This is a genomic window from Paraburkholderia sp. JHI869 (genome assembly GCF_038900775.1).
Taxonomy (GTDB): Bacteria; Pseudomonadota; Gammaproteobacteria; order Burkholderiales; family Burkholderiaceae; genus Paraburkholderia.
In genome coordinates, this window is record NZ_JAYMSC010000027.1 from 40,195 (window position 1) to 56,590 (window position 16,396).

13 protein-coding genes and 1 pseudogene are annotated in these 16,396 nt (G+C 64.5%); 11 read left to right on the forward strand and 3 right to left on the reverse strand.

The genetic code is table 11. The features are described 5' to 3' along the window. Positions 1-23: 23 nt before the first annotated feature. Positions 24-725, reverse strand: a pseudogene (locus tag VSR72_RS33045) (FCD domain-containing protein); the annotation flags it as partial. Between the two features lie 168 nt (positions 726-893). Here VSR72_RS33045 and VSR72_RS33050 point away from each other — a divergent pair. The 11 genes from VSR72_RS33050 (at position 894) to VSR72_RS33100 (ending at position 12,521) form a co-directional block, all read left to right on the forward strand. Beyond that, a complete protein-coding gene (locus VSR72_RS33050) occupies positions 894-1,676 on the forward strand; it encodes a (Fe-S)-binding protein (protein WP_342956464.1) in 783 nt (260 codons plus the stop codon). A gap of 11 nt (positions 1,677-1,687) precedes the next feature. Continuing rightward, on the forward strand, positions 1,688-2,407 hold the full coding sequence (locus VSR72_RS33055) for an LUD domain-containing protein (protein ID WP_342956541.1): 720 nt from the start codon (positions 1,688-1,690) through the stop codon (positions 2,405-2,407). Continuing rightward, positions 2,404-3,870 (forward strand): LutB/LldF family L-lactate oxidation iron-sulfur protein, encoded by a 1,467-nt coding sequence (locus VSR72_RS33060; RefSeq protein ID WP_342956465.1) that lies wholly within the window; start codon positions 2,404-2,406, stop codon positions 3,868-3,870. The genes VSR72_RS33055 and VSR72_RS33060 overlap by 4 nt, the downstream gene beginning before the upstream one ends. Before the next feature lie 91 nt (positions 3,871-3,961). Next, a complete protein-coding gene (locus tag VSR72_RS33065; protein ID WP_342956466.1) occupies positions 3,962-5,671 on the forward strand; it encodes a lactate permease LctP family transporter in 1,710 nt (569 codons plus the stop codon). 225 nt (positions 5,672-5,896) lie between these two features. Then, positions 5,897-6,370: a carboxypeptidase regulatory-like domain-containing protein gene (locus VSR72_RS33070; RefSeq protein WP_342956467.1), complete on the forward strand. Its 474-nt coding sequence runs from the start codon at positions 5,897-5,899 to the stop codon at positions 6,368-6,370. A gap of 177 nt (positions 6,371-6,547) precedes the next feature. Further along, positions 6,548-9,349: a monovalent cation/H+ antiporter subunit A gene (locus VSR72_RS33075; RefSeq protein ID WP_342956468.1), complete on the forward strand. Its 2,802-nt coding sequence runs from the start codon at positions 6,548-6,550 to the stop codon at positions 9,347-9,349. Continuing rightward, positions 9,349-9,702, forward strand: coding sequence for a Na+/H+ antiporter subunit C (locus tag VSR72_RS33080; RefSeq protein WP_342956469.1), 354 nt, complete (start codon positions 9,349-9,351; stop codon positions 9,700-9,702). Before VSR72_RS33075 ends, VSR72_RS33080 begins: the two co-directional genes overlap by 1 nt. Beyond that, complete coding sequence (locus VSR72_RS33085) at positions 9,699-11,363, forward strand: monovalent cation/H+ antiporter subunit D (RefSeq protein ID WP_342956470.1); 1,665 nt, start codon at positions 9,699-9,701, stop codon at positions 11,361-11,363. The genes VSR72_RS33080 and VSR72_RS33085 overlap by 4 nt, the downstream gene beginning before the upstream one ends. A gap of 1 nt (position 11,364) precedes the next feature. Further along, entirely contained in the window at positions 11,365-11,859 is a 495-nt protein-coding gene (locus tag VSR72_RS33090) for a Na+/H+ antiporter subunit E (RefSeq protein ID WP_342956471.1), read from the forward strand. After that, positions 11,853-12,128, forward strand: coding sequence for a K+/H+ antiporter subunit F (locus VSR72_RS33095; protein ID WP_069261755.1), 276 nt, complete (start codon positions 11,853-11,855; stop codon positions 12,126-12,128). The genes VSR72_RS33090 and VSR72_RS33095 overlap by 7 nt, the downstream gene beginning before the upstream one ends. 12 nt (positions 12,129-12,140) lie before the next feature. Next, on the forward strand, positions 12,141-12,521 hold the full coding sequence (locus VSR72_RS33100; protein ID WP_342956472.1) for a Na+/H+ antiporter subunit G: 381 nt from the start codon (positions 12,141-12,143) through the stop codon (positions 12,519-12,521). Positions 12,522-12,829: 308 nt separating this feature from the next. On the opposite strand, the gene VSR72_RS33105 is transcribed toward VSR72_RS33100, so the two are convergent. Further along, positions 12,830-13,234: a lysozyme inhibitor LprI family protein gene (locus VSR72_RS33105; RefSeq protein ID WP_342956473.1), complete on the reverse strand. Its 405-nt coding sequence runs from the start codon at positions 13,232-13,234 to the stop codon at positions 12,830-12,832. 6 nt (positions 13,235-13,240) lie between these two features. Then, on the reverse strand, positions 13,241-16,153 hold the full coding sequence (locus tag VSR72_RS33110; RefSeq protein WP_342956474.1) for a muramidase: 2,913 nt from the start codon (positions 16,151-16,153) through the stop codon (positions 13,241-13,243). Between the last annotated feature and the right edge of the window lie 243 nt (positions 16,154-16,396).

Genomic DNA, 16,396 nt, shown 5'->3' on the forward strand with positions numbered 1-16,396 from the left:
TCGGGCCAGCCGATCTCCTCGCCCACCCGCGTGCGCACGAAGTCGATGTGCGTCTGCATCGCCGTGCGCGCCTCCTCGGGACGGCGCGCGACGATCGCGTCGCAAAGCGTGCGGTGCTGTAAAAGCAACTGGTCCGGCGCGTCCTCGTTCTGCACGCGCAGCCCCGTGCCGTTGATCGTGATGTGCTCGCGCAGCACCCCCAGCACGCTCGTGTGCAGATGCAGGAACATCGCATTGTGAGAGGCCTGAGCGATCACTTCGTGCAGCTTCGCGTCGGTGTCGGCCTCGGCGGCCTTGTCGTCCACTTCGCGCGTGCGCTCCAGTTCCTGCATCAGCACGCGGATGCGCGCGATGTCCTCGTCGCTGGCGCGCAGCGCCGCAAAATACGCGGTCGCGCCTTCGAGCACACGGCGAAATTCGAGGATGTCTTCGCGCAACGCCGGATGATCGGCCACGAGTTGCCCCCACGGCGACGCAAAGCCCGTGCGCAGCTGGTCGGTGACGAACACGCCCGCGCCCGGCCGGCTCTGCACGAGGCCGCGCGCGGCCAGACGCTGGATCGCCTCGCGCACCGTGTTGCGCGCCACGTCGTACTCGAGCGCGAGCACGCGTTCGGAAGGCAGCTTCGCTCCCGCGCGCCAGGTCCCGTCGAGCAGCGACGTCTCCATCTGACGCATCACGGTTTCCACGCGCCCGCGCGAGCCTGCCCTGTCCCCGATTGCCATACCCGTGCCATCCCCGAGTTTCGTTCTGATTTGCTGCGAGTGGTCCAACCAGTTTGAACCGCTCGCCCGAAGCAGGAATTATGCGCCCAAACCAGCGCTTGTCTTCAACCTCCGCGGCCCCGCCCGCGGGGGCGGATCGCCAAAGCGCGCATAGACACCGAGCGAGACATGAAGCCACGGCAATACCCCACCGAGCGCCCCACCGACGTCTATCTGTTCGCCACCTGCCTCGTCGACCTGTTCGTGCCGCAAGCCGGCCTCGACGCGGTGAAGCTGCTCGAACGCGAAGGCCTCACGGTCCATTTCCCGCGCAGCCAGAGTTGCTGCGGCCAGCCCGCGTACAGCAGCGGCAACCCGCGCCAGGCGCGCGAGGTCGCGCTTGCGCAGCTTGGCCTCTTCGAAAAACCGTGGCCCGTGATCGTGCCTTCGGGCTCGTGCGCGGGCATGATGCGCCACCACTGGCCGGCACTCTTCGACGACGATGCCGCAAACGCTGCGCGTGCCGGGGACCTCTCGGAACGCGTGTACGAACTCACGGAGTTCCTCGTGCGCGTGCTCAACGTCGACTTCAATGCGTATGGCGCGCAAACGGAACCCGAAGAGCGCGTCGTACTGCACACCTCATGCGGCGCGCGACGAGAAATGGGCACGCGTGTGCATGGCGTCGAAGTCGTCGATGCGCTGCCGGGCGTCACGCGTATCGAGCACGAACGCGAGTCGGAATGCTGCGGCTTCGGCGGCACGTTCTCGCTCAAGCACCCCGACATCTCCGGCGCCATGGTCGCCGACAAGATCGCCTCCGCCTGCGCCACAGGCTGTGAGCGCCTCGTTTCCGCCGACTGCGGGTGTCTGCTCAACATCGGCCACGCTGCCGCGCACAAGGGCGCGCCGCTCTCCGTGGAGCACCTCGCGTCGTTCCTCTGGCGCCGCACCGGCGGGGAGGCCGCATGAGCGTCGATTCGATGAGCGCGCGTGCGCGCATGCTGCAACGCCTGCGCGGCCATGCGCCAGCCGCGCCCGCCACGGCGATTGAAGCGCTCGATGCGCGTATCGATGCGCATTTCACCGAACGCCGCACCCATGCGCCGTTTGCGCTGAACGAACGCATCGCGCAGTTCCAGCGCATGCTCGAAGCCGCGCACGCCGAAGTGATCCTCGCGAGCGCCGCAACGTGGGCCGCCGGTCTCGCCGAGCGACTCGCAGAGGCGGGTGTGCGCAGCCTGCTGCTCGACACCGCCTGCGCAGAAGGCCAGGCGCTCAAGGCAGCGCTTCCGGCCGCCGTGCAGGCACGCAGCTACGCGCAGCCAATCGAGCACTGGAAGGCCGAACTCTTCGACACCGTCGACGCGGGCTTCACGGTCGCACGCTCCGGCCTCGCGGCAACCGGCACGCTCGTGGTCGTGCCCGACGCGAACGCGCCGCGCACGGTCTCACTCGTGCCGCCGCTGCACGTCGCGCTGATCCATGCGCGCACACTGCACGCCGACCTCCACGCCGCCGTGGCGGCGGAGCGCTGGCGCGACGGCATGCCCACCAATCTCGTGATGATCTCAGGACCCTCCAAGACCTCGGATATCCAGCAGACCACCGCTTACGGCGCGCACGGCCCCCGCGCGTTGTGGGTCGTCGTCGTGACTGATGGGGATGACGAAACGTGCGCGCAGGAAGGAGCAGCCCAATGAGCACGACCACGCAAACGTCTCAAGAAAACACGCTCCATTTCGTCCCCACTGCCGAATTCCGCCAACGCGCACGCACGGCGCTCGACGACCCGCAGTTGCGCAAGAGCTTTCGCGGCGCGATGGACTTCCTGCAAGGCAAGCGCGCCGCGCAATTTCCCGAGGCGGACGAACTCGAAGCCCTGCGCGATCTCGGCGAAGCGGTGCGCCAGCACGCGCTCGCGCGCCTGCCCGAACTGCTCGAGCATCTGGAAACGAAGCTGCGCGCGAACGGCATTCAGGTGCATTGGGCCGAGACCGCCGACGAAGCGAACCGCATCGTCCACGCCATCGCGCAGCAGCACGCGGCCACGCGCGTGATCAAGGGCAAGTCGATGGCGAGCGAGGAAATCGAGCTCAACCATTACCTCGCGGAACGCGGCGTCGACTGCATCGAGTCGGACATGGGCGAGTACATCGTGCAGCTCGCGGGCGAGAAGCCCTCGCACATCGTGATGCCCGCGATCCACAAAACGAAGGGCGACATCGGCCACCTGTTCGAGGAGCACATCCCCGATACGCCCTTTACGGAGGACGTGGACACGCTCATTCAAACGGGCCGCCGCGCGCTGCGCCGCGCCTTCGTGGATGCGCAGATCGGCCTCTCGGGCGTGAATTTCGCCGCCGCCGACACGGGCACGCTCTGGCTCGTGGAAAACGAAGGCAACGGCCGCCTTTCCACCACGGTGCCCGACGTGCATATCGCGATCATGGGCATGGAAAAGGTGGTGGCGAAGCTCGAGCACATCGTGCCGCTTTCGAGCCTGCTCACGCGCTCGGCTACGGGCCAGCCGATCACGACGTATTTCAACCTGATCAGCAGCCCGCGCCGCGAAGGCGAGAAAGACGGCCCGCGCGAAGTGCACCTCGTGCTGCTCGACAACGGCCGCAGCCAGGCCTACGCCGACGAGCAATTGCGCGCGACGCTGCAATGCATCCGCTGCGGCGCGTGCATGAACCACTGCCCGGTGTACACGCGCATCGGCGGACATGCCTATGGCACGACGTACCCGGGGCCGATCGGCAAGATCATTTCGCCGCATCTGCTCGGGCTCGACGCGACCGCCGAGTTGCCCACGGCTTCGAGCCTGTGCGGCGCGTGCGGCGAAGTCTGCCCGGTGCGCATTCCGATTCCGCAACTGCTCGTGCGCCTGCGCACCGAAGCGAACCGCGATCCCGAGGAAAACGTCGCGCACCCGCTGCGCGGCCAGGGCGCGAATCACAGCAGGAGCGAGCAGTTCATCTGGCGCTTCTGGAGTGGCGCGTTTGCGCACCCGCGCGCATATCGCGCGCTGCGCTGGGCCGTGACGCGCCTGCGCGGCCTCGCGCCCTCGCAACAAATGGGCTGGACGCTGCATCGCACGCCGCTCAAACCCGCGCCGCGCAGCCTGCACGACCTGCTTCGCGAACGCGACCAGCCGCAATAGCGTTTCAGTCGTCAGGCATGCGAAATAAATTTCAAAGCAAGCCTGGCGATCTCACATAAATTTTCGACCCGCATCATCGGAGGAGACCGTAGTGCAACCCTGGTACCAGATCTACACACCGCTCGGCAGTTTGTGGCTATCCGCGCTCGTGGCCGCCATTCCCATTCTGTTCTTCTTCGTCGCGCTCGCCGGCTTGCGCATGAAGGGCCACGTCGCGGCGGCGATCACCCTGCTGCTCGCGCTCGCCGTGGCGATCTTCGAGTACGGCATGCCCGTGCGCCAGGCGCTCGTTTCCGCGGGCTTCGGCTTTGCCTACGGCATCTGGCCGATCGCGTGGATCATCGTCACCGCGGTGTTCCTCTACAAGATCGTCGTGAAGACGGGGCAGTTCGAAATCATCCGCGCCTCCGTGCTCTCGATCACCGATGACCAGCGCCTGCAACTGCTGCTGATCGGCTTCTCGTTCGGCGCGTTTCTCGAAGGCGCGGCGGGCTTCGGCGCACCGGTGGCGATCACTTCGGCGCTGCTAGTCGGCCTCGGTTTCGAGCCGCTCTACGCCGCGGGCCTGTGCCTTATCGCCAACACCGCGCCGGTCGCGTTCGGCGCGATGGGTATTCCCATCATCGTCGCGGGCCAGGTGACGGGCATCGATCCGTTCCTGATCGGTGCGATGGCGGGCCGCCAGTTGCCGCTGCTCTCGCTCTTCGTGCCGTTCTGGCTCGTCTTCATCATGGACGGCAAGCGCGGCGTGAAGGAAACGTGGCCCGCCGCGCTCGTGGCAGGCGGCAGCTTCGCTGTGACGCAGTATTTCACGTCGAACCACATCGGGCCCGAACTGCCGGACATCACCTCGGCGCTCGTGAGCCTCGTCGCGCTCGCCGCGTTCCTCAACGTGTGGCAGCCGCGTCGGGCAACGCAAGGCACGAGCGTGAAGGTGAGTGGCGGTGCGGCCGCGCTGGGCGGTTTCGGCGGCGGCGCAGGTGGTTCGCGCGCAGCGGCTTCGAGCCGCAAGGCCTCGCCGTACAGCATCGCGCAAACCGTGCGCGCGTGGTCGCCGTTCATTCTGCTCACGGCCATCGTGACCGTGTGGAGCGTCAAGCCGTTCAAGGCGCTCTTCGCAGCGAAGGGGCCGCTCGCGGGCACGATTCTGAGCCTGCACGTGCCGGGCCTCGATCAGCTCGTGGTGCGCACGGCGCCGATCGTCGCCTCGCCCAAGCCCTATGAGGCCGTGTTCAAGCTCGACTGGCTCTCCGCCGTGGGCACCGCGATCATGATCACGGCAATCCTCTCTGCGATCCTCCTGCGCATGAAGCCGCGCGCCGCCGTGGCCGCGTTCTTCGAGACGCTCGGCGAACTGCGCCGCCCCGTGCTGTCGATCGGCCTCGTGCTCGCCTTCGCGTTCGTCGCGAACTACTCGGGCATGTCGTCCACGCTCGCTCTCGCGCTTGCGGGCACCGGCGCCGCGTTCCCGTTCTTCTCGCCGTTCCTTGGCTGGCTGGGCGTGTTTCTCACGGGCTCCGATACGTCGTCGAACGCCCTGTTCTGCTCGCTGCAGCACACCACGGCGCACCAGATCAACGTGTCGGACACACTGCTCGTCGCGGCGAACACCTCGGGCGGCGTGAGCGGCAAGATGATCTCGCCGCAGTCGATCGCGGTGGCCTGCGCGGCAACCGGTCTCGTCGGCAAGGAGTCGTCGCTGTTCCGCTTCACGTTGCGTCACAGCCTGTTCTTCGCGGCGGTCGTTGGTGTCGTGACGCTGATTCAGGCTTATGTGCTGACCGGCATGATTCCGCAGTGATGGCGTAGCCGCAGTTGCAACGTGCAGTAATGAAGTGACGAAGGCCGTTTCCCGCCGCGTGCGGGCAACGGCCTTTTTTTTTGCGAGCGATGAATGAGCACAATGCTCTGCTTTTAAGGGACTTTTAAGCCGTACTGCCTAGGCTCAATTCGTCCGGCACGCGTCCGCACGCGGCAACGCGAGACGCGTGCAGGCATCCGGTCAACGTATCGATGGAGGTGGAAAATGAAAGCACGCTCAACTCCGTGGATCGGCGCAGCGCTCGCGCTCGCCGTGGTGTTCGGCGCGCCGGGCGCGTGGGCGGCAACCCCGGCAGCAGACAATGCAAGCGTCACGACCGCGACGGCAGGCGTCCTGCCGCCCGCCCAGCACAAGGGCGATATTGCGTATCTTTCCGGCGGCATCGGCAGCGACCAGTCGGCGGCGTTCAAGTCGGCCATGCATCAATACCCGCTCTCGCTCGAATTCGCGCGGCAATCTGCGGGCGGCAACGAGTATCTCGCGAACGTGCCCGTGAAGATCGCCGACATGCACGGCACGCCGCTCCTTTCCACCCGCACGCGCGGCCCGTTCATGCTCGTTTCGATTCCGGACGGCCGCTATGTCGTCACCGCGAGCCATGGCGGCAACACGGAGCGACGCACGGTGGACATCGGCAAAACGACACGCGCTCACGAAACCTTCGTCTGGCCGATGTGACGACGCACACGCATTGACGAGCCCCCCCAAGCCAGAGGACCTGTCGCACGTTTCTTTCGTATGACACGCCGTGGCAGCCTTCATGCCACATGAATGAACTCCGTCCCCGTTTGCGGCTATGATCGTGAACTGCGGCGCGGCGACTCGGCGCCCTGTCGGATTCACGGGGAGTGTCGAATGGCAATGGGGTGGCTCGTCGTCTTACCGTTCGTCGCCGCGGCGCTCGTTGCGTTCGCGCGGCGTCACTCGCCCGCCTCCGCCACCTGGGTCGCCTTCGCGGCAGCGCTCATAGGGCTCGGGCTGCTGGGCAGCGAACGCGTGGGCATGGCCACCCATGGCGTGCTGTACTGGCAGGCCGACTGGATCCCGCAACTCGGCCTCTCATTCGCCCTGCGTCTGGACGGCCTCTCGTTCATGTTCGCGCTGCTCGTGCTCGCGATCGGCCTGCTCGTTTTCGTCTACGCGCGCTACTACCTCGCCGGCAGCGAATCGCTGCCGCGCCTTTACGCGCTGCTGCTGCTCTTCATGGGCGCAATGCTCGGCGTCGTGCTGTCGGACAACCTGCTGCTGCTCGTGATCTTCTGGGAGCTCACGAGCATCGTGTCGTTCCTGTTGATCGGCTTCTGGCCTTCGCGCCCCGAAGCGCGCCGCGGCGCGCGCATGGCGCTCACCATCACGGGCGCGGGGGGCCTCGCGCTGCTGGCCGCGGTGCTGCTGCTTGGCCACGTGTGCGGCAGCTACGACCTCGACGTCGTGCTCGCGCATGCGGGCCTGGTGCAGCGCAATCCGCTGTATCCCGCCATTCTCCTTCTCATTCTTTTCGCGGCCTGCACGAAGTCGGCGCAGTTCCCGTTCCACTTCTGGCTCCCGCATGCGATGTCGGCGCCTACGCCCGTTTCCGCGTATCTGCATTCGGCGACGATGGTGAAGGCCGGCATCTTCCTCATCGCACGCTTTTACCCCGTGCTCGAAGGCACCGACTGGTTCTTCTACGTGACGAGCCTGATCGGCCTCGTCACGCTCACGGGCGGCGCGGCCATGGCGCTCGTGCAACGCGATCTCAAGGGGCTGCTCGCGTATTCCACCATCAGCCATCTCGGGCTCATCGTGCTGCTGTTCGGCCTCGACACGCAGCTCTCCACCGTTGCCGCGCTCTTTCACACCTTCAATCACGCCGTATTCAAGGCCTCGCTTTTCATGGCCGCGGGCATCATCGACCATGAAACGGGCACACGCGACCTGGGCCGCCTGCGCGGCCTGCGCCGCTTCATGCCGCATACCGCCGTGCTAGCTGCCGTAGCCTCGCTCGCCATGGCAGGCGTGCCGCTGCTCAACGGCTTCCTCTCGAAAGAGATGTTCTTCGGCGAAACGCTTGCGCAAGGACTGCTCGGCGATTTCAACTGGATCATTCCCGCGCTCGCCCTCATTGCCGCGGGACTCTCGGTGGCGTACTCGCTGCGCTTCGTGTGGGGCGTCTTCTTCGACGGCGAAACGCCGCACGACCTTCCGCACTACCCGCCGCACGAACCGCCGCGCTTCATGAAGCTGCCCGTCGAGATTCTCGTCGTGATCTGTCTGCTCGTGGGGCTCGTGCCGGAGCAGACCATCGGCAAGATGCTCGAATCCGCCGCGTGGTTCGCGCTAGGCGGGGTCGTGCCCACGTACAGCCTGAGTGTGTGGCACGGCATCAATCTGCCGCTCTTGATGAGTTGCGCGTCGTTCGCCGGCGGCGCCCTGCTGTTCTTCTATCGCCGTAACGCGTTCCGCCATCATCGTTCGGTGCTGTCCGAAATGAATGCGAGCGAAGGCTTCGACCGTTTCGTGCAGCAGCTCGAAAAAGCGGCTGCCGTAGTGGTCAATCTCTTCGAAACGCGTTCGCTGCCAGCGTATCTCTCGTGGATGATCGCGGCCATGCTGATCGTGCCAGGCGCCGCGCTGCTCGCACTGCCCTCGCTCGACGGCGCATACCGCTCGGCGCCGCTCGACACGATGACGCTCGTCGGCCTCGTGCTGATGGCGTTGATGGCGGTGGGCGTCGTGCTCGTGCGCGCCAATACGCTCTATGCGCTCGTGATGCTGAGCACTTGCGGGTTGCTCGTGACGCTGGCGTTCGTGCGTTTCTCCGCGCCGGACCTCGCGCTCACGCAGATCTCCGTGGAAGTGGTCACGGTGCTGCTGCTCGTGCTTGCCATCTACTTTCTGCCGGTCGTGCAGCTTGCAGAACAGCCACCTTCCGCGCGTGCTCGCAACGCCGTGCTCGCACTTGCGGGCGGCGCGCTGATCGGCGGCGTGGCGTATGCGGTGATGACGCGTGCGCCCATCGATGGCGTCGGCCAGTTCTTTCTCGCGAACGCACTGCCGGGCAGCGGCGGCCACAACGTCGTGAACGTGATCCTCGTGGATTTCCGCGGCTTCGACACGATGGTCGAGATCAGTGTGCTGGTGGTGGCAGGGCTCGCCGTGAAGGCGCTGCTGCGCGGCCTGCGCCTGAAGTCGTCCGACACGGGGCCGGGCGGCTTGCCGTGGTCGTCGCAGTCGCATCCGCTGCTGCTCGCCATTCTCGCGCGCCTCATGCTGCCGCTCACCATACTCGTCGCCGTGTTCATCTTTCTGCGCGGCCACAGTCTGCCCGGCGGCGGTTTCATCGCTTCGCTCGTGATCTCCATTGCGCTGCTGCTGCAATACGTGGCGAGCGGCGTGCTGTGGACGGAGTCGCGCATCCGCATCAACTATCGCGCGCTCGCGGGCCTCGGCATTCTCGTTGCGGCCGCAACGGGTGTGGGCGCGATCGTATTCGGCCAGTCGTTCCTCACCAGCGCGTTCGGCCATCTGCATGTGCCGCTGATCGGCGAAATCGAACTGAGCACGGCCATGCTGTTCGACCTCGGCGTGCTCGGTGCAGTGGTCGGCACGACGCTCACGATCGTTTCGCACCTCGGCGTGCGCGACAAAGACATGCAATCCGTGGAGAAAAGCTGATGGAAGCCGCCTTCGCCATCACACTCGGCGTGCTCTGCGCCAGCGGCATCTACCTGTTGCTGCGCGCGCGCGTGCTGCCGGTGATCCTCGGCATCACGCTGTTCTCGTATGCGATCAATCTGTTCCTGCTCGGCATGGGCCGTCTTTCCACCGGCAAGCCGCCCGTGATCGCGCCGGGCGCGCAATATGCCGACCCCGTGCCGCAGGCGCTCGTGCTCACCGCCATCGTGATTGGATTCGCCATGACGGCCTTCACGGTCGTGCTCTCGCTGCGCGCGCTCGCGATCGACGGCACCGATCATGTAGACGGCGACAAGCCGCACCGCAACGGCCTGGAGACGCGCGGCGAATGAACCACGCTCTCATCCTCCCCATCCTGATTCCGCTTTTCGCCGCCGGCGCGATCGTTGCGCTGCCGCTGCGCGCGAAGCGCTTGCAGCGCGCCATCAATGTGCTCGCCACACTCGCGTTGCTGCCCATAGCCGTCGCGCTCGCCGAATTCGCGGCGCAGGGGCAGATTGCCAGCTACGCGCTCGGCGCGTGGCCCGCGCCGTTCGGCATCGTGCTGCAGATCGACCGCCTCGGCGCGCTCATGCTCGTGCTGACCGCGCTGCTTGCGTGCTGCTGCCTGCTCGGTACGACGAGCGCCGATGCGCGGCGCGGGCGCTACTATCGCGCGCTCGTGCAGTTCGAGTTGATGGGTTTGAACGGCGCCTTTCTCGCGGGCGATCTCTTCAACCTGTTCGTGTTCTTCGAACTGCTGCTGATCGCCTCATACGCGCTGCTCCTGCATGGCGGCGGGCGCCGGCGTGTGCGCAACGGCCTGCACTACATGCTGCTGAACCTCGTGGGCTCGTCGTTCTTCCTGATTGCGCTGGGCGTGCTCTATGGCCTCACAGGCACGCTCAACATGGCCGACATGGGCGAGCGCCTCGCGCATCTGGACGCCGCGTCGCTGCCCCTCGCGCAGTTCGCGGGCGCGACGCTCATGCTCGTGTTTGGCCTCAAGGCGGCCGTGTTCCCGATGTCGTTCTGGTTGCCGCAGGCGTATCGCAGCGCAATCGGGCCAGTGGCCGCGCTGTTCGCGATCATGACCAAGGTGGGCATCTACGCGATGCTTCGCTGCGACGCGCTCGTGTTCGGCGCGGCGGGCGGCGTGCTCGATGCGTTCCTGCATCAATGGGCGTGGTGGCTCGCCATCGCGACGATTATCTACGGCGCACTCGGCGCGCTCGCGGTCTCGAGCCTCAAGACCACGACCGGCTTTCTCGTGCTGGTCTCGGTCGGCCTGCTGATTGCCGCCGTCACACTGCAAACCGTGCTCGCGTGGAGCGCGCTGCTGTACTACCTCATCAGCACGACGCTGTGCACGGGCGCGCTGTTCATGCTCGCCGATACACTGGAGTCCGAATCAACCGAATCCGCGGTCGTGGCCGCCGCAACCGAAAAGCGCGAGCCCGCCTCGCTCGAATCGCTCGACGACGCTACCGCACCCGCCATCACGCCCGAAGCGGATGGCGAGCCGGTCGCAACGCTTCCGAAGGCAGCGGACCCGAAAAAGACTCCCGCGCCCTGGCCCTCGAACCTCGCTGGCACGCTCTATCTCGCGGCGGCCGTTGGCGCGGTTGGCTTGCCGCCGCTCTCGGGCTTTCTCGGCAAGGCCATGGTGCTCGCCGCCACGCCGCTTTCGCAGGCTGTCGTGCTCTGGCCCGCCGTGCTGATCGCGGGCCTGCTCTCGATCGTCGCGTTGAGCCGCACAGGCACGCGCCTGCTGTGGGCGATTCCCGCCGCGCGCGCCTACGACGGCGCACCCGCCGCCGCGCCGCGCGGCACCCGCGCGAAGCTCGCCGCGTGCGCGCTACTGCTCACGGGCGTCGTGGCCGCAACGCTGTTCGCGGGCCCGCTCAAGCAATATCTCGACGCCACCGCCGCGCAGTTGCTCGACCGCGAAGCCTACGTTCACGCGATCCTGCCCGCGCAGGCGTCGCAGACGCCACAGGGCGGAGGAAGCTGACATGCTCAAGAGGCTCTTTCCGCACCCCTGGCTCACGGTCGTGCTGCTCGTGTGCTGGGTATTGCTGATGAACGATGTGTCGCCGGGCAACCTGCTGCTCGGCTTCGTGCTTGGCACCGCCATTGCCTTCGCCGTGGGCGAAGGGCTGTGGCTCGCGCCCGTGCGCTTCGGCAAACCGTGGCTGCTCGTGCGCCTGTTCGGGCACGTGCTCTACGACATCCTCGTGGCGAATCTCGAAGTCGCGCTGCTCGTGCTCGGCCCAACGAAACGCCTTCGGCCTGCCTTCATCCAGGTGCCGCTCGACAGCACCCACGAAATCGCGCTTTCGGCGCTCATCAGCATCGTCTCGCTGAGCCCCGGCACGCTATGCGCCGAACTCTCCGACGACCGCACGCGCCTCACCGTGCACGTGCTCGATCTCGAAGACGAAGCCGCGCTCGTCGCCTTGATCAAGTCCCGTTACGAAGCCCCGCTCATGGAGATCTTCGCATGCTAGCCATCGTCATTCCGGTGTCGTTCGCGATCCTCGGGCTCGCGTTTCTGCTCACGCTCGTGCGGCTCGTGCGCGGGCCTTCGCTGCCCGACCGGCTCGTCGCGCTCGACACGCTCAATATCAACGCGATCGCGCTGATCGTCGTCTACGGCATCATGCTGCGCTCGACGGTCTTCTTCGAAATCGCGCTGCTCATCGCGGTGATGGGGTTCGTGGCGACCGTTGCGTTCACGAAATATCTGCAGCGCGGCGACATCATCGAACTGAACTAGGGCGAGTGCGTTATGCAAACCGTCATCGAAGCGATTGTCTGCGTGCTGCTTCTGCTTGGCAGCGCGTTTACGCTGATCGGCGCAATAGGCCTCGCGCGCCTGCCCGACTTCTATATGCGCCTGCACGGGCCGACCAAGTCGACCACGCTGGGCGTGGGCGGCGTCGTGCTCGCTTCGGTCGTGTACTTCAGCACGCACAATAATTTCGCGAGTCTGCATGAAGTGCTGATTCCTGCGTTTCTGTTTCTCACCGCGCCCATCAGCGCGCATATGCTCACCAAGGCTGGGATCCAGCAGCGCGTAGCCGTTTCGTCCGTCACGCGCGGACGGCCGGACGCCACCGGCGCCAGTGCAAGCGGCGATCGTGCGCAAAACGCGAACCCGGACGAGTGACCTACACGTGACACTTGAATCGCAACGCGAACCCTCCTCCTTTCTGCCTATAAGCCACAATCGAGAATTTCAAAGGTATCGGCGTTGGAGCCGGGCGGCGCATTTCGTGTGCTGGCATGCTAAGGGCGGAACATCGGAGTCGTTGTCGCATCGCGACCGCCAACGTCATCGCGAACAAAGTTGAATGTGCTTGTCAAAGAACTGATTTGATGGAACTGCGCCGCCCGATGATAAGGGCATGGGCGGCGCAAATCGTGAACTATTGATTAGCTGCTAACGCAACCGACCACGATTAAAAACCATAACATCTAGTGTCCGCCCATTTCATCTGAAATCATCTCAAGTTCGCTTGCCCTATCGAACACAGACCGCAACATGAAATCGAGGCTCGTTCCCCGCGTAGTACCGAAGGAACCTGACACGTGTTCGGCGAGAAAATTATAGTTATCATCCCGCCACGTTATCCATTCGCGCTGTACCTTGTCCAAATATACTTTATCCTCGGGCGCGAGTTTTTTCACTACATTCTCATAAGCCTTATTTAGTCGATTCTTTTGTGCCGCGATCTCCGCAGTGACGCAATCAGCTTGCGCATCACCATTGGATGCCACTTTACTGCATCGCGCGAATTGTTGCGAATAATTTCGCTCGCCGGCATTAGCGACGGGAGATAGCAACATTAGAATAATGCAGAGTATCTTTAATTTTTTCATATATCATTAATTCCCACTTTTTATGGAAAGCAATATATCCCGGAGTTGATTTGTTGACGGCATATAAGCGCGATTAGCCGAAGAATCGTAATACGATTGCGTTCCATCCGATACTCTTCCACCTTGAATTGCACGTCCATGTGGCGCGGCAATTGACGCCCACTCTTTGGCCGCGGCATATTGCGCATCATCCACTGTACCAGCGCCGTTTTTCACAAATGCTGCAAGCGCGCCCCCTCCGGCTTTGTTTATCAGATACTCTCTGAAGACGCGCTCCTGCATATCAGCATCGTACTTTTCATCGCCAGTCAGATTCATTGCAGCTTTTGCCTTGTTCAGGGTAGGAATGATCGTTTGATATTTTCCAGTTGCAAAGAGCCGGCTATGGTCAGTGCCAGACAGGGACTCAGTACCAATTATTTCGTTAATCGTTCTTCCGGTAACCGTACCTGGCAACGGATGTCTCGGCGAATAACCAACCCTTCCACCTGGAACGTCCTTAGTGCCGGAATTATACGATTCGTAGCCACCTTCCCCGCCGGAGATAATATCTCCGATCTTTCGAATCAATTCATCAAGACTGCTTCCCGAATTGAAAAAATTACCCACCAGCCCAATGGGGTGAATATGCCAAACGTCCGCGCTGGCGGGAAAGCCCTTGACAGCCTTCACGCTGTCCCACCATTGCAGCATCCTGATGCGCTCCAGCTCGGTCTGCCAGACCATCTTTCCGTTGCCCATCAACCGCGACAAGGCTCCCCACTTGCCCATGTCGCCGCCCCATTCGCTTTCGTAGCGGAAGATCAGGCGCGAGATGGCCCCGGCAAGCCAGGAGGTCATGAGCGCCGCGCGCAGGTCAGTGGGCTTCACATTCCCCTTGCCGTTACCCTGACGTTTGGCCGCCCGCCCCAGCTTGCCGATGAATGCTCCGGCATTGACCGTCGCCGCTACGGGGCTGAATTCCTTTTCCTCGCCGTCGAACAACTGTTTGGCTTCGAACAGGTTGCGGCGGTACATGTCGATCAGCGGGATATCGGTCGTATCGACCGTATCGAAACCCGGCCATGCCCAGGGGCTTTGCCATTGTGTATCCGGGCAGCCCTTCTCGCGCACCCAGCCAATGATGGTCCGGCCATCGCTATCGCCTGCTTCGATCTCCCACCATTGCGCGCCCCGTTCGTCCGTCGCCTTGCTCGTTTCGGATAGCTGGTCAAGCTGGGCGCGCGAGCGCACTTGCTGGAAGTCGACTGCCGAGTCCTTTACATTGGCAAGCTGCAACGGAAAATCCGTCCATGCTTGCACCACTGCGCTCGCAACCTTGCCCGCGTACCTGCGCTCGACCCAAAACGGACTGCCTACGGGCGTGCCGCTTGCCTGCTGGGAATGGCCGTGCCCGTGGCCATGACCGTGTGCGCCGGACTGCGCGGCAACGCGGGTCGGCTGCACCTTTGCCCAGCGTCCCTTGCCAGGGTCACCCCTGTCGCCCTTGACAAGCGCCAGCGTAAGCCCCGCCAGTTCGGTATTCCGTTGCACATCAGCAGGCTTGACGAGTTTCGCCCCCGGCTGGATCACCAGCAGCGTTTTCCCACTGTCCGGCAGCTTCGTCGCCCGTGCCTTGCTCTTGCTGATGAAGTCGTTGATCTGCGCTCCGGTAAAGACCTCGACGTGAAGCAGCGGGCGGGTAAGCCTGGGCGGCAGGATGCTTGCCTCGCTGGAGTTCTGGTACTCGCCGAGGTAGCCGACGACATCACCGGCCTTGACGGGATACGGCTTGTCGAGCACGACTACCGCATCCAGGGGCTTCGGATCAACAACCGCATCCAGTTCACCAAGATTCACCCAGCCTGTGATGGCGCGCGGGTCCGGTGTCCCGCCAGCGATGGCGGCAACCGGCGTACCTTTCGTGATCGTCGCGATCAGCGCCCAGCCTTTCGTGACGTTGCCGACGACCCTGAGTTCACCGCCACGCGGCAGCAAGCCGATTACCGACCCGTTGGCCCGGTCGAGAATACGAACGCCTTGCGCGCGCTGCGGCGCGTCTGACGCGCTTGGAGCGTCGTGCGGCAAACCATACCGTAGCCTGCTGTCGGCTTGCGGGGCGAGCGCGCCGAGGCTGTCGGGCGACGGACCAGCCGCGATGCTCCCAAGCTGCGCACCGTCGGCCAGGGTCGGCGCGCTGGCCACGGCGGACGCCATGTCGAAGCGAAACGGCGTATTGAGTTGCGGCGGCAGCGCCTGGCGATCCGTTGCCTTCGCGCCGACCCGGTAACGCCTGTCACCCTGCCAGAAAGGCAGCGGGTGAACCGGTGGCGCGGTCTGCGTGCCGCCATCGTCCGACTGCGCGGTGTCCTGATAGCCCTTCCAGTCAAGCTGGTGCATGTAAAGGCTATAGAACTCCAGTACCTCGTCAGCGGGCGGCTGCCAGGTCTGCGGAGCATCCGTGCCGCTCGCGCCACCAGGTGTTGCGGCTGCGGCTGGTACCGAGGCCCCGGACGCGCCAGACGTTGTTCCGGCTGGCTTCGGTTCTGGCGGCAGCACCAGCCTGTGACGCACCAGGACAAAGCCTGTCGAATACAGCGCATAGCGCGGTGGCGTGGTCGGATAGGTCAGTTCGGGATACGCCGAATCCAGCCGGTAGGCCACCACCTCGCCATCGGCAATGGCCCTGACTCCATCGCCCTGCTTCAGCGTGCCGCCCGTACCCGCGTCAAAGTGAATGCCCCCGTGATACATGCCGTTCAAGCCCAGGGGATAGAAACCGCCGTCCGTATTGGCGAGCGCCCTGAGCCAGGTCTGTGGGTTGGCTGAGTCGCCGCTGGCGGGAGGAAACGGGAAACTCCAGTTCAGGGGTTGCCATTGCGGCGCTGGCTGTGTTGCGGGTGCTGCCGGATGATGGACGTGGCCGTGACGTGATGTCATAGGCGGGCCTCCTTGCTGGTTTCATGGGAGACGCAGCCCGTATTAGGACAGCAGGAATCCGGAAGGCCGCGTGATGCGGAGCTGGATTTCAGCCCCACTCGCGTTTCTAGCCTACGGCTGGCGCAGCCTCAATCAGACGAAGTTCAAAAGTGACGTATTTATTGACTGATCGCAATCTAACCGGCAGACCACTCGCAGCGGCCCATCGACTGCGCCGTCCTCAGCCCGGCCGTGCGGCCCAAA

Coding starts and splice junctions, on each gene's coding strand:
- VSR72_RS33085 (WP_342956470.1), top strand. CDS start 9,699: ATGAACCACGCTCTCATCCTCCCCATCCTGATTCCGCTTTTCGCCGCC.
- VSR72_RS33050 (WP_342956464.1), top strand. CDS start 894: ATGAAGCCACGGCAATACCCCACCGAGCGCCCCACCGACGTCTATCTG.
- VSR72_RS33075 (WP_342956468.1), top strand. CDS start 6,548: ATGGCAATGGGGTGGCTCGTCGTCTTACCGTTCGTCGCCGCGGCGCTC.
- VSR72_RS33080 (WP_342956469.1), top strand. CDS start 9,349: ATGGAAGCCGCCTTCGCCATCACACTCGGCGTGCTCTGCGCCAGCGGC.
- VSR72_RS33090 (WP_342956471.1), top strand. CDS start 11,365: ATGCTCAAGAGGCTCTTTCCGCACCCCTGGCTCACGGTCGTGCTGCTC.
- VSR72_RS33070 (WP_342956467.1), top strand. CDS start 5,897: ATGAAAGCACGCTCAACTCCGTGGATCGGCGCAGCGCTCGCGCTCGCC.
- VSR72_RS33055 (WP_342956541.1), top strand. CDS start 1,688: ATGAGCGCGCGTGCGCGCATGCTGCAACGCCTGCGCGGCCATGCGCCA.
- VSR72_RS33105 (WP_342956473.1), bottom strand. CDS start 13,234: ATGAAAAAATTAAAGATACTCTGCATTATTCTAATGTTGCTATCTCCC.
- VSR72_RS33095 (WP_069261755.1), top strand. CDS start 11,853: ATGCTAGCCATCGTCATTCCGGTGTCGTTCGCGATCCTCGGGCTCGCG.
- VSR72_RS33100 (WP_342956472.1), top strand. CDS start 12,141: ATGCAAACCGTCATCGAAGCGATTGTCTGCGTGCTGCTTCTGCTTGGC.
- VSR72_RS33110 (WP_342956474.1), bottom strand. CDS start 16,153: ATGACATCACGTCACGGCCACGTCCATCATCCGGCAGCACCCGCAACA.
- VSR72_RS33060 (WP_342956465.1), top strand. CDS start 2,404: ATGAGCACGACCACGCAAACGTCTCAAGAAAACACGCTCCATTTCGTC.